A 13,488-nucleotide genomic window follows, 5' to 3' on the forward strand; every position below is an offset into this window, starting at 1 on the left:
TATTGATGAAAAAAATATATTATTTAGCCGCTTTATTTTTAGCGGCATTAAACTTACGTCCGATCATTACTTCCGTAGCTTCCATGATGAGCATGATCCAATCAGAGCTTGGCGTAAACGCACTGACAGCAAGTCTTTTGACCACTTTGCCTGTCCTTTGTATGGGAATATTTGCTCCCGTTGCAACGATACTCAGCCGGCGTTTTGGTTTAGAGAGAACGCTGTTTTTCTCGATTCTTCTGATCACGATTGCCACTGCACTGCGTGGTACTAGCCAATCGGTTGCTATCCTGCTCATGACTGCGTTTGCTGGAGGGGTAGGGATTAGCTTCGCAGGTCCTTTATTGTCTAGTTTTATTAAAAAATATTTCCCGAGAAATCCTGGTATCGTCAGTGTGTATTCAATTTCGATGACGATTGGTGCAGCGCTCGCTTCCGGCTTCACCATTCCAATTTATCTACGCAGTCAGCATCATCTTCCATTTGCATTGTCCTGCTGGGCTATTCTAGGGGTGGTTGCCCTTATTCTATGGGTAGGTTTAGTTCGCAAAAATGAGCAGAGTGATCATGTAACGTTGCCGTTAAAATTGCCGCTGAGAAACAAAAAGGCCATTCAATTCACCTTGTTCTTTGGCTTTATGTCCAGTATGTTTTATTCTTTGACGGCATGGATTTCACCGATTGCTCTTAGCTTTGGAAACAGTCCGCAATATGCTGCAATGCTCTTGACCATATTTACACTCATTCAGATACCGGTGGCACTACTCGTTCCAGCGGTCGTTACTCGATTAGGAAAACCGAAATTATTTCTCATCTTATGCAGTCTGTCTGAACTCATTGGCCTTATCTTTCTTCTTCTGCCAATGCCGATCTTGCCAGCCGTCATTTTCCTAGGTATGGGTGCAGGTGGATTATTTCCTTTAGCGCTTATGCTCCCGATTATGGAGACGAGTACTCCGGAGGAAGCTGGAACCTGGTCTGCGATGTCGCAGATGGGCGGGTACATTGTGGGTGGATTCGGTCCGTTTTTCATTGGCTTGGTTTTCGATCTAAGCGGACATTTTGATGCTTCCATTGTGGCAATGCTTGTCATCGTCTCGTTAATGATTGGCGTTCAGTTATCTATGAAACTTGGTAGAAAAGAAGGAGAAGTGTCGAGTTAAATAATGCTGCTTCACATTTCAATAAAAACGGGGGAATTCTATTGCTCATTCGAGAAGCAAAAACGATCGATTATCCACAATTAAGACAAATCTATTTAGAATCACGGTGCCAGAGCTTTCACTGGCTCAATACAGAAGAAATCAATCTGCAAGATTTTGATCAAGATACGCTGGAAGAGCAAATTTTCTTAGCTGAGGAGAACAATAAAATCCTTGGATTCATTTCTCTATATGTACCAGATCGTTTTATTCACCTCTTGTTTGTACATCCAGAAGCTGCTGGTCAAGGGGCTGGCGATCTGCTGCTCAAACAAGCGATAAAAGTTTTGGGAACACCGGTCACCCTCAAATGTGTCTCCGAAAATCACAAAGCTTTATCTTTTTATCAAAAAAGAGGCTGGAAGGCTGTTGTAGAAGAAGGAGAACCTGGGGCGGAATACTGGGTGCTTATTTATGAATAGAAGTCTTTTTATCTTATCATTCACGGGCCCTTTATAGGGCTTTTTTGCGGTTTCTTTTCGGTGTCGAATGATTCATAAAATGATAATATATGTCATTATAGGGAAAATAGAGGAAGGGGTAAGGGCTGATGGAGAAAGTGCTTTCTTCTCACGTCGGTTTGAAAATCAATGAATGGTATTATCATATTCAAAGATTTAATGTACCGGACGCCGAAGCATATAAAGAGGAAATCAAATCAATGCTTGATCATATGGAAGAAAATCAAGATTTATTATTGTATTTCTCACTCATGGAGTTCAGACATAAATTAATGCTTGATTACTTGAATCCTTTAGAAAATGGGAAAGAGCGGGCCAACTTCAAGGAGCTCGCAATGAAGATCAAAAGGGACCAAGAGAAATTAACAGGACTGCTCGAGTATTACTTCAATTTTTTCTACGGCATGTATGAATTTGAAAACTATGAATACCTAAATGCAATTACCTTCTATAAACGGGCAGAAAAAAAGCTGTCTCTTGTCAGTGACGATATCGAACGGGCCGAGTTCAATTACAAGATGGCTGAAGTCTATTACCACATGAAACAAACCCACATGTCCATGCACCATATCGCTCAGGCGATAGAATGCTATCGAGAAAAAGAGACATACACAGTAAGAGAAATACAATGTTCTTTTGTGATCGGATTAAACTATATAGATATGGGCTGCCCCGAAAAAGCAATACCCCATTTTCAACACGCACTAGAAAAAGCCGCCGACAACTCAACAAAACGATTAAAAGGATCAGCACTCTATAATTTAGGGTTGAGTTATTTTCATCATAATGAAATAGCCCAAGCAATTATTCATTTTAATGACTCAATTCGAGCATTTAGAGAACAGGGATACGAACATTTAAATAGAATCTTAGACCCGCTCATTATGTTGTCAAAAGCCTACTTCAAAAAGAAAGAACAGGATTTAGGTATATATGCTTTAAATAACGGTATAGAACTATCTGAAAAACTGAAAGACCATGTGCTGTTATTGATATTCAAATTTTTAAGATCACTATACGTTGAGAACAATTTTGAGCAGTTGGAAAAAATAATGGAATTGCTAGAAATAAAGTCAATGTATCCTGATCTTGAAGATTTAGCAAAAGATGCTGCAAAATATTATAATGAAATGGGAGATAAAGACAATGCGATGCTTTTTTACGAGAAAATTCTTTATTTCCAAACTCAAGTGAAGCGGGGGGACTGTCAGTATGAAATTTAAAACGTTAACAGTCGTATGCGTGATGATTAGTATGATCAGTATTATTGGTTATTTTACATCTGAAGTGACAGCAAGTCATGATGAAGCTAGGAGAGGTCATACTGCAAGTATCGGTTATACTGCTTAAATAAAAAGCCCCTTAAGGGCTATGCTATGAATAAAGAATATTTTTTCCATAGAAAAGATATTGAGGAGGAAGTAAAGTGACAATGTTAAAATCAACATTATTTCGAAGGATTTTCATTATATCTTTTGCTTTAACCTTTATGATTAGCCTCTTCAATATGGCTGTGTTTCCAGGGACGCCAGCGTCTTATTATGTTGGCATGGTTTGTAAGATGTTGTTTATCAGTTTGTTAAATGGTTTGTTTTTCGGAACAATCATCTATTTAATTGGCGTCTTTCTCGATGCTAAATCTTCAAAGGAAAATCAATAACAAGTGAGCGGCTATAGTCCGTTCTTTTTTATTTAAAAAATTTGATATCTAATGGAGAAAATGAGATTACTTCATGTATGATATAGATCGCAAATCCTCCATATGTATTTTCCATCATACATTACATTATTTTTAATATCCTACTGCATTCTATTTTAAAGGATGTTACCGTTGTTTGTAAGGAATGATTGGCCAGTCTTCCAATACGAGTTGGAGGGAAATCATGAATTACAACATTGAAATGTTAACGAATATGAAAATGGTGTATATGAGAAATATCGGATCATATGGCAGCAAAGAGAATTTTGAGATGATGAAGAGATTTAAGAAATGGATCAAGCAACATCAATTAAATGATGAATTAAAGGAATATGGTATATATGGTGTTCCTCAAGATGATCCTGGAAAAATTCCATCAGAAAAATGCAGATACGACCTCATGCTTATGACAAATAGAGATTTCACAAAAGATCAAATGGTTCAGACTGGTCATTTTGAAGGGGGAACGTATGCTGTGTTTACAGTGACACATACAACCGAAAAAGTGAATTTGTTCTGGAGACAATTGCCTCAAATGATCCAAAACAATCGATTAAACATGCGTCAGGCACCTATAATGGAGAGATATAGAGAAGAAGAAGGCGAAGATAAGGTGTGTGAATTCTTACTGCCTATCTTTTAAACACTTTATCAAACTGCAATGAAAACAGACCTCATATGGTCTGTTTTCATGAGTATTATATGTTTAAATATTTTAGGACTCGTTCCTTTAAATATCGGTATTGATCCTCATTCGTATCTTCAAATGCTTCTTCTCGATTTGAAGGTACATCCATATAAACGATTTCCTCAGAGAATTGTGAAGAAGTAAAGTCGATTCTTGTTCCATTCACTACGTTGTAAAAGTGCCATCCGTTGGGTAATGCGGTTTTGTTTATTTTTCCGCCTAAAAGATCATGGACGACTAAAGAAGTGACACCGCATTGTCCATTGGCCGGGTTGTCTTTACTCCATTTTGAACTAGATTGAGAGGACCAGGCTTTAAAAAGAGCATCAATGATTTCGTCTGTCGTGTAGAGGTTCATCATAAAAATCCTTTCTATTTAAAAGCGAAATGAATATAGTATCTGTTTAGTCTATAGTAGATTTTTTTTCGATCAAAATCCAGATGCTATACTTGATTAAACCAATATAACAATGAGGGTCATGACAGGAGGAGCATGGAGTGATATTCATCATAGGCATTGTAATCGCTTTTATTGTTGCTATTTTAGGCTTTACTATTTTCGTAGATGTAGGTAATGGGCTGGGAACGGTTTTTAGCATCATCGGTGCAATGGTCATTTTATGGATAGCGGGTAGGCTGCAAAGACAAAAAGAAAAGAATGATCCAAACATATTATTAGATAAAATGATGATGCTTTTTCAAGAAGACGGTTTTCAGGCTTCCACATACCTTTTTTCACAAAATGTTGATAAAGGCTTTGCGATTGATGATGAGCGAAAGGTAATGCGCTTTATTACACACCAACCTGGCGGCTCATCTCGAAAATTCAGGTTTGAAGTCACTGAGCTTTCCTTGAAAGAGTTGAAACAAGTTGACATGTTAGAAGATGGTGTGCCGATTGAACAATCTGTTGAGATTGATAATAATGAAGAGATCTCGACACTTGAATTGAGATTAACTATGAATGATCAGGAATCATCAACGATCACGCTCACCTTTCTGACATTTGATGTGCCTGTTCGTAAGAGCACTGCCGAATATTTGACTGAACGAGAAAATCTGGAAGAGATTTATCATGAAATTGATTCAATGATGAAATCTGCGGATTAATGAAATGCCTGTTCATAAAGAAGAAATCACCATTTGAGGTGGTTTCTTTTTTTATGTCAATCAAGACAAGGCTGGTTCAATCATTGCGGTTGAATGTTTTTCTCAAAAATGAATAAAGATAGACTAGACACGAAAACGAACATTGATATCGAAATGACTGGAGGAAACATACATGCAAAAGCTTTGCAGGGAAGTCTGGATCGAGGTCAATCTTGACGCGATTAAAAGAAATATTGAAGCTATTCAAGCGCATATTCCAAGGAAAAGTAAGATCATGGCTGTCGTAAAGGCGAATGCTTATGGACACGGTTCAGTTGAAGTAGCGCGGCAGGCACTAGAAAGCGGTGCGACAGAGCTTGCGGTTGCCAGCTTGGAAGAAGGCATTGTATTGCGGAGAGCAAAAATTGAAGCACCGATTCTGGTCCTTGGATTTACCCCGCTCGACTGTGTGAAAAGGGCTGCAGCCTGGAGAATTGACCTATCCGGCCTTCGAGAAGACTGGATTGTTCAAGCAAATGAGATCTTAGCGGAAGAAGAAAGTCAGCATCGCCTTGGGATTCATATCAATGTTGACACAGGGATGGGACGATTAGGTGTACGGACAAAGGAAGAGCTGTTAGAGGTGGTAGAGGCGCTTGAAAAGAGTGAAAACCTGAGGTGGGATGGAATATTTACGCATTTCTCCACTGCGGATGAGCCTGACCCTGATTTCACACTGCTGCAGCACAGCATTTTTATTGATTTTCTTCGTTTCTTAAAAAAACAAGGCATTACACTGCCCACAGTACATATGAACAATACAGCGGCTGCTATCGCGTTTCCTGAATTTAGCGCAGATATGATTCGGCTCGGCATCGGGCTATATGGACTGTACCCTTCGCAATACATTGAGAGTTTAGATGCTGTTCAGCTAGAGCCCGCTCTCAGTTTAAAAGCAAGGATTGCGTTCGTGAAGGAAATGGTGACAAAGCCAAGAACCGTCAGCTATGGGGCAACCTATGTAGCAAAACCTGATGAAGTGATAGCAACCATACCAATAGGTTATGCAGATGGGTACTCACGTGCTTTATCCAATCGAGGATTCATGCTTTTCCGAGGAAAACGAATGCCGATTGCTGGCCGCGTCACAATGGATATGACCATGATCAGTTTAGGAGAAATGAAAGCAAAGCAAGGCGAAGAAGTCGTCATATATGGTCGTCAAAAGGGCGGAGAAATTTCTGTCGATGAAATCGCCGAAATGCTCAATACGATCAACTACGAAGTCATCGCCACCTTAAGCCGCCGCGTCCCAAGGTTTTATCGTCGCGGCGGAAAGATTATTAAAATATCGACACCGGTGATGTATGTATGAGGGTAAATAACAGGTGCAATTTGAGGATATTTGTTCTGGTGTACAATGATAAAAATTAAATTTTATTACAAATATGTCGATAAAAGGGGGGGATATTTAAGATATGGAGGAAAGAAACGATGAAAAAAGATTTATTTTTAGTGCTTTTGACTATTTTAATGATGGTCACAATCCATCCGTTAAAAGCTCATGCAGTTGAGACAAATGGGTGGACGAAGCGAGCAGACTTACCGGAAGAGAGACTTCATTCTAGTTCCGCAGTAGTAGATGGGAAGATTTTTGTTTTTGGGGGAAGTAGTGAAAAGGCATATAGTAATAAAAATACCTACATGTACGATCCTCACAAAAATGAGTGGAGCTCAAAAGCTGACATGCCTAGAGAAAGAACAGATAGTACGGCAGTGGCGATAGGTAAAAAAGTATATGTCATTGGAGGAGCATATCAAGATAGCACAAATACGATTGATATTTATGATGCAGAATTAGATACATGGGCAAAAACACCGATTAATATACCATACTATGCTGTGACAAAAGGTGACATAAGTGCAAGTGTTGTAAATGATAAGATTTATATTCTTGCAACGAATAAAAGTCCTTATCAAGAACATAATTTTTATAGTTATGATACAAAAACAGATAAATGGCTACAATTAAAAATGTTTCCTCAGCAATTTACTGGTATGTCTATGTCAGAAGTCGTTGACAACAAAATTTATGCTACAGGTGGAGAAAGAACAGTTAGTAATCACAAAAATTCCCAAGTGTATGAATACAACATTGAAACAAATCAATGGGTACAAACAAAATCACAGTTAAAGTTTTATCAACTAGGGGCTGCATTTACAACATATCAGGGAAAATTGTTCATGGCTGGAGGTCAGTATGATGACAGAGCCAGTCTATTATCACCATACACACAGTTTTATGATGCTAAAACGAATTCTGTGAAAAGAAGCTCGATCAATTTACCTGAAGCTAGAGTAGGTTCAAGTGCTGTAACGATTGAGGATACCATATATATCATAGGTGGACGAAATTTCCAGCAAGATTATCATTCAAAATCGATTAAAAGTGATTACAAATCAGTGATTTCTATCTCACTAAAAGATTTACAAATTGCTGAAGGTGAATCAAAGCCAGATGATGGCACAACCGAAGAACCGAAAGATCAAGACGGGACAAAACCTGGTGACGGCACAACCGAAGAACCGAAAGATCAAGACGGGACAAAACCTGGTGATGGCACAACCGAAGAACCGAAAGATCAAGACGGGACAAAACCTGGCGATGGTTCAACCGAAGAACCGAAAGATCAGGACGGGACAAAACCTGGTGAAGAATCAACAAAAGGTATACTTTCAATTACCATGATAAACGGGCTGCAAAAGGATTATTTGCTTTCAATGAAAGAAATCAACGATTTTCTAAACTGGTATAAAGAGAGAAGTTTTGGAATTGGCATGAACTTCTATGAAATCAATGATGAACACAATAAAGGTCCTTTCACAAGTAAGAAGGATTACGTTGTGTACCAAAATATCTTAATGTTTGATATCAAGCAATACTGATATTCATAAATTGTAAAGCTGCTGATAAGAGATCAGCAGCTTTTATTTTGATGAAATTGTTAAAATTAGGAATAACGTCATTAAAAAATAAGATATTTTTTAAAAAATCTGCTAAACATCCTATAAACAAATCCGATAATAGAATTGTCAGGGTTGATAAGCCCTAGAATAAAGGACTTTTTTCAGACAAGGACGTCTGTTAGGTCCCACATACATGGAGGTAATAGGAAATGAGAATTAACCACAATATCGCAGCGCTTAACACATTAAACCGTTTGTCTGCAAACAACGGTGCGAGCCAAAAGAACATGGAGAAACTTTCTTCTGGTCTTAAAATCAACCGTGCAGGAGATGACGCAGCAGGTCTTGCAATCTCTGAAAAAATGCGTGGACAAATCCGCGGATTAGAAATGGCTTCTAAAAACGCACAAGACGGTATCTCACTTATCCAAACAGCTGAAGGTGCATTGACTGAGACTCACTCAATCCTTCAACGTGTTCGTGAACTAGTCGTACAAGCTGGAAACACTGGTACACAGGATAAAACTACTGATCTTCAATCTATTCAAGATGAGATTAAAGCTCTACAAGAAGAAGTAGATGGTATCTCAAATCGTACAGAGTTTAACGGTAAGAAATTGTTAGATGGTACATTTAAAGCTCCTGCTGATCCTGCAGCACCAGTTGCTGGTGAGCAATCTTTAGTATTCCAAATCGGTGCTAATGCAACTCAACAAATTTCAGTGAACATCGAAAAAATGAGCACTGATGCACTAGGAGTTAAAGATCCAGCTGATACAACTGGAAGAACAATCTTAGCTAATCAATCTGTAAAAGATATTGATGTAACTAAATTTGCTGATAATGCAGCAGATGCAACAGATGTTGGTTTTGATACTCAATTGAAAATCGTTGATGCTGCTATCAACCAAGTATCTGCTCAACGTGGTAAACTTGGTGCAGTCCAAAACCGTCTAGAGCACACAATCAACAACCTTGGTGCTTCTTCTGAAAACTTAACAGCTGCTGAGTCTCGTATCCGTGACGTTGACATGGCGAAAGAAATGAGTGAGTTCACTAAGAACAACATTCTTTCTCAAGCGTCTCAAGCAATGCTTGCACAAGCGAACCAACAGCCACAAAACGTACTTCAATTACTACGTTAATGAAAGGCCCCTTTATGGGGCTTTTTTTTATGATGTTTTTTCTTCGAATTCCCCACACTCTTATGATTCTTAAATCCCTATGATAAAATCATGAAAAATGACCTTTAAATTTGGCATACTCTAGCGAAACGATCATAGTGAATGAGACTTTATCCTTATTTATTCCTTTTTTGTTAAACATATTCCATTAAAGTTCGATAAATGGATTGTAAGGCTTACAAAAAAATTCTAATTTAGAACTTTTGGATAAGGACGTCCAATTGGTTCAAACACATGGAGGTCATTTAACATGAGAATTAACCACAATATCGCAGCACTTAACACACTGAACCGTTTGTCTGCCAACAATGGAGCAGGGCAAAAGAACATGGAAAAGCTTTCTTCTGGACTTCGTATCAACCGTGCAGGAGATGACGCAGCAGGTCTTGCGATCTCTGAAAAAATGCGTGGACAAATCCGCGGATTAGAAATGGCGTCTAAAAACGCACAAGATGGCATTTCTCTTATTCAAACTGCTGAAGGTGCATTAACTGAAACACATGCGATTCTTCAACGTATGCGTGAATTAACAGTTCAAGCAGGTAACGTTGGGACTCAACAAACAGAAGATTTAACAGCTATTCAAGAAGAACTCACTGCTTTGGTTGATGAAATTGATGGTATTTCTCAGCGTACAGCATTTAACGGAAAGAATTTGTTGGATGGTAGCGTTGAGGATGGATTCCAATTTCAAATTGGAGCGAACATTGAGCAAAATATCAATGTAAAGATTGGTAAAATGGACGCTGAAACATTGACTGTCAAAGATATTAAAGTAAATGAAGAAGGCTTTAACTTTGACACCGAAGTAGCAAAAATCGACGCAGCAATCGGCGCTGTATCTAAACAGCGTTCAGCTCTTGGAGCAGTCCAAAACCGTCTAGAGCACACAATCAATAACCTTGGTGCTTCTGCTGAAAACTTAACAGCTGCTGAGTCTCGTATTCGTGACGTTGACATGGCGAAAGAAATGAGTGAGTTCACAAAGAACAACATTCTTTCTCAAGCATCTCAAGCAATGCTAGCGCAAGCAAACCAGCAACCGCAAAACGTACTTCAATTATTACGTTAATGAAAAAGCCCCCTTTGAAGGGGCTTTTTTTGTTTCAATCGAATGACAGCAAGTGCTTTAGACGGAAGTCAGGAACCGCTTCATGGAAAAAAGCTCGGTTGCCTTCATCGTTCTTTTGATCCCATTGCTTCCACCATTCGGCGGTTTCTCCTGAGGTGTCAGCTTGAATCATGTCGTTCAGCTGTTCTAAGTTGATGATTTCTCTCGGTTCTGTTAAGAAAGAATGCATCCGGTGATACGCTTCAATTCGTTTGGGCTGTTTTGTGACAATGGCGTATTGTACGTAGCGATTTAAAAATTCCTGTACGAACGTCAAATGGGGGATGGGTGTTTCCCCTTTTAACTCGACACCGTCCCACGCCATATCAGCAATTGCACAAAGCCACCAGCCAAGTTCACTCGCTTGCTGCATTTGTTGTAATGTGTCCTTTTCAAAAGACAGCCGCTCATTTTTTTGTGCTTGTTTGAGCATACGGTGAAGTGTTTGAGCTTCGAGGGCTGCCTTTGTCATGCCCTGTCCATGAATGGGATCTAACGTACACAAGGCATCGCCCATCACCAATAATCCACTTGGCCAATCCTGCATGTGTTCATAGTGATGTCTCACGCAAGAAGGAACTCTAAATCCTTTTGGTTTTGTAAAGGGCGTTAAATGGGTGATGGCTTCTGCTATCGCGGGATGGGTCAGTCCAGCGGTTTCTGAATCAAATTGATCTGCATCCGTTGTTGGATAATGTGAACCGCCAGCTGCAGAAAGAAGAACAGCCACTAAATCATGATCTACCCGTTCAAACAGCCCTGTTGGAATTTGCTTGTCTGGCTGGCCAACTACGACCATTGATTGCAGGGGTGGGGCCCCTGATGGTATTTGGTAATATCTTGTGCTGTAGCCTAGAAACACACTTAACTTATCAGTCTGTGGCAAGGTTAATCCAGCGTCTTTCAACCATTTTGGCAATTTGGACATTCTTCCAGACGTATCGATCACTAAGTCTGCTTTCATTTCATGAATGCTGCCAGGTTTTACTTGCCGGTCCTTCACGATAAGCCCCATGACTTGATTGGTTCCCTCTTTAAACTGAAGGGAGATGGCTTCATGTTTTTCTAAAAACTGCACACGTTCCTCTGTTACCATTCTTTGCATCAGCACCCACTCTAGCATTGCGCGTCTTGTGACGGCGGTTTCTTCTGTATCAGTGAGCGTTAACTCGCCATCTTTTGTGATAAATCGAGAGGTTTGATGCATGGTATTAAATCCGTCCATTGCCAGTAACTCTTTTGTATAACCAGGGAATAGACGTTCAACGATTTGTTTGCCAAGTGGCAGCATTCTATGTGGATGAAAGGCTTGAGGAGTGCCGAGACGATTCTCAGGAGAGTCTGGCAGTTCATCCTTTTCAATAATTAAGACTTGATGATAATATGTTGATAAAACTTTTGCAGCGAGCATCCCGGTGATACCTCCGCCAATGACGATTGCCCGCTCATATTTCATGGGTTGTGTCACAACATGCGCCTCCAATGAATACACAAAATGATTACATGACCATTTCATCATATGTTAATTCATTAATTATAGCAAATATACGTTTGAATATAGAAAGGAAAAGTACTTCTTTTTACTCGTAAATATGAAGAATTTCTTCTAATCATCATCATTATTTTTAAAAAGTATCTATTAATTTAAGAAGAACGACCGATAAACTATATAAGGGGGTAGAGAAATTGAATATACTACAGAGTATTGTGACAGCAGCACCTTATATGATGCAGATTTTAAAAAACGAAGTGACGATGGGTGTCATTGATCGAGAGAAATTCTTGCTGTATTTGCCATCGAAAGATGTGGATTTTCAAATTCGAGCAGGAGAACTCATTAAGCCAGATGATTTAAATATGAAAAAAGCGCTCAGAGGTGAGACATCAAGTATGTTTGTGCCTGAATCGGTTTACGGAATACCGTTAAACGCAATGGGTTTGCCAATTTTTGATGAAAATCAACAAGTGATCGGCGCACTCGCTTTAGGTTATCCACTTAAAAATCAATTAGAGCTTGAAGCATATATGGAGTCATTAAATGACATCATTCAAAGTATTCAAGAAAAGGTGCATGTGGTGGCGGCACATTCAGAAGAGCTTTCTGCGACAAGTGAGGAAATGACCTTACAAACGCAGCAAACACTTGAAAGCTCGAAAAAAACATCTGATATTACAAAAATGATTAAGGGCATTTCGAAACAAACGAGTTTGCTCGGATTGAATGCGTCAATCGAAGCAGCCAGGGCAGGAAAAGAGGGGGCTGGTTTTAGTGTTGTAGCCAGTGAGGTTCAAAAGCTTTCAAGTGAAACTTCACGTGCAACAGAAAACATTGAAAGTTCACTGCAAGGGATCTCCTCTAATATACATACATTACTTGAGAGTATGGACCATATGAAAGGTTCATCATCAGAGCAGGCTTTACTTGTGACAGAGTTTAGTGAAATTGTGGAACGACTAACGAGCGTAAGTAAAGAAATGAAAGAATTCATGCAGCATGTGATGTCAACGTAAAAAACGAATCCAAGAGGGATTCGTTTTTTTTGATACGCTATTTTCTTTTGTTCCGGTCAAAGCGATAATCGTATGTTTCTCCCTTTACCACATTTAAAAACTCATGCCCAATTTGAACAAGCTGTCCATTTTTCCATTTAATGAGAGGGTCTTTATCAGGGTATTTCCAGTAAATCGTTTTCTTTCGGCGGGTGAGTTTGTTTTCAATCTCTGCTCTAACTGCGTTCTCCTTTAGTTTCCCTCCGCTATGTCGATAGGTGTTGATGATATATGTTCCGTCAGGTGATGTCATCGAGCGGATAAAGGTTCCGTGAGATACGCCTTGAAGAGAAAAGCATTTCCAGTAAATGATGCCAGCGAAGCTAAGGATTAAGATGACAAGGGTGATGGTGGTTTTCTTTTTTAACATGAATTCCTCCAGATGTAGATCACAATATTTCTAATTTATGAGAGAGAATGCAAAAAGATTCATATAGTCCAAAAGTTCTATTCATTTCAATTATCGGTCATTTTTTCTCAAAATTCAACAGATAGCCGAAAAGATAAGGAAAATTTAAGGATGTATTAAGTCGATAG

At 39.1% G+C, this 13,488-nt stretch carries 15 protein-coding genes; 12 read left to right on the top strand and 3 right to left on the bottom strand.

Annotated features, from left to right (window positions below):
* Nucleotides 1-5 precede the first annotated feature (5 nt).
* The 6 genes from MHI23_RS06020 (at nt 6) to MHI23_RS06045 (ending at nt 4,005) form a co-directional block, all read left to right on the top strand.
* Nucleotides 6-1,163: an MFS transporter gene (locus MHI23_RS06020; protein WP_041105905.1), complete on the top strand. Its 1,158-nt coding sequence runs from the start codon at nt 6-8 to the stop codon at nt 1,161-1,163.
* Nucleotides 1,164-1,204: 41 nt separating this feature from the next.
* Nucleotides 1,205-1,624 carry a GNAT family N-acetyltransferase gene (locus MHI23_RS06025; RefSeq protein ID WP_342492370.1) on the top strand — a complete coding sequence of 140 codons (420 nt, stop codon included), beginning with the start codon at nt 1,205-1,207 and terminating at the stop codon, nt 1,622-1,624.
* Between the two features lie 128 nt (nt 1,625-1,752).
* Entirely contained in the window at nt 1,753-2,886 is a 1,134-nt protein-coding gene (locus MHI23_RS06030) for a tetratricopeptide repeat protein (RefSeq protein WP_342492371.1), read from the top strand.
* Nucleotides 2,876-3,013: an aspartate phosphatase gene (locus MHI23_RS06035; RefSeq protein WP_125586361.1), complete on the top strand. Its 138-nt coding sequence runs from the start codon at nt 2,876-2,878 to the stop codon at nt 3,011-3,013. The genes MHI23_RS06030 and MHI23_RS06035 overlap by 11 nt, the downstream gene beginning before the upstream one ends.
* Before the next feature lie 76 nt (nt 3,014-3,089).
* Nucleotides 3,090-3,323: a hypothetical protein gene (locus MHI23_RS06040; protein WP_125586359.1), complete on the top strand. Its 234-nt coding sequence runs from the start codon at nt 3,090-3,092 to the stop codon at nt 3,321-3,323.
* Nucleotides 3,324-3,546: 223 nt separating this feature from the next.
* Nucleotides 3,547-4,005 (top strand): GyrI-like domain-containing protein, encoded by a 459-nt coding sequence (locus MHI23_RS06045; RefSeq protein WP_076840895.1) that lies wholly within the window; start codon nt 3,547-3,549, stop codon nt 4,003-4,005.
* Nucleotides 4,006-4,060: 55 nt separating this feature from the next.
* Here MHI23_RS06045 and MHI23_RS06050 read toward each other — a convergent pair whose 3' ends face one another.
* Nucleotides 4,061-4,408, bottom strand: coding sequence for a hypothetical protein (locus tag MHI23_RS06050; protein ID WP_087975684.1), 348 nt, complete (start codon nt 4,406-4,408; stop codon nt 4,061-4,063).
* A 140-nt stretch (nt 4,409-4,548) separates the two neighbouring features.
* Between MHI23_RS06050 and MHI23_RS06055 the strand changes: the two genes are divergently transcribed.
* The 5 genes from MHI23_RS06055 (at nt 4,549) to hag (MHI23_RS06075) (ending at nt 10,362) form a co-directional block, all read left to right on the top strand.
* A complete protein-coding gene (locus MHI23_RS06055) occupies nt 4,549-5,160 on the top strand; it encodes a GlsB/YeaQ/YmgE family stress response membrane protein (protein WP_056766214.1) in 612 nt (203 codons plus the stop codon).
* A gap of 172 nt (nt 5,161-5,332) precedes the next feature.
* Nucleotides 5,333-6,514 (top strand): alanine racemase, encoded by a 1,182-nt coding sequence (gene alr, locus MHI23_RS06060; protein WP_056766216.1) that lies wholly within the window; start codon nt 5,333-5,335, stop codon nt 6,512-6,514.
* A 119-nt stretch (nt 6,515-6,633) separates the two neighbouring features.
* A complete protein-coding gene (locus MHI23_RS06065) occupies nt 6,634-8,085 on the top strand; it encodes a kelch repeat-containing protein (protein WP_202739160.1) in 1,452 nt (483 codons plus the stop codon).
* A 230-nt stretch (nt 8,086-8,315) separates the two neighbouring features.
* Nucleotides 8,316-9,251, top strand: a complete 936-nt coding sequence (hag, locus tag MHI23_RS06070) for a flagellin Hag (protein ID WP_202739159.1) — start codon at nt 8,316-8,318, stop codon at nt 9,249-9,251.
* Nucleotides 9,252-9,540: 289 nt separating this feature from the next.
* Nucleotides 9,541-10,362: a flagellin Hag gene (gene hag / locus MHI23_RS06075; protein ID WP_024426770.1), complete on the top strand. Its 822-nt coding sequence runs from the start codon at nt 9,541-9,543 to the stop codon at nt 10,360-10,362.
* A 34-nt stretch (nt 10,363-10,396) separates the two neighbouring features.
* On the opposite strand, the gene MHI23_RS06080 is transcribed toward hag (MHI23_RS06075), so the two are convergent.
* Nucleotides 10,397-11,869, bottom strand: coding sequence for an FAD-dependent monooxygenase (locus MHI23_RS06080; protein ID WP_342492372.1), 1,473 nt, complete (start codon nt 11,867-11,869; stop codon nt 10,397-10,399).
* Nucleotides 11,870-12,087: 218 nt separating this feature from the next.
* Between MHI23_RS06080 and MHI23_RS06085 the strand changes: the two genes are divergently transcribed.
* Nucleotides 12,088-12,912, top strand: a complete 825-nt coding sequence (locus tag MHI23_RS06085) for a methyl-accepting chemotaxis protein (protein WP_342492373.1) — start codon at nt 12,088-12,090, stop codon at nt 12,910-12,912.
* 37 nt (nt 12,913-12,949) lie between these two features.
* On the opposite strand, the gene MHI23_RS06090 is transcribed toward MHI23_RS06085, so the two are convergent.
* Complete coding sequence (locus MHI23_RS06090) at nt 12,950-13,321, bottom strand: DUF5412 domain-containing protein (RefSeq protein ID WP_076840900.1); 372 nt, start codon at nt 13,319-13,321, stop codon at nt 12,950-12,952.
* Between the last annotated feature and the right edge of the window lie 167 nt (nt 13,322-13,488).

The sequence above is a fragment of the Bacillus sp. FSL M7-0003 genome, assembly GCF_038628485.1.
Lineage (GTDB): Bacteria > Bacillota > Bacilli > Bacillales > Bacillaceae > Bacillus > Bacillus safensis.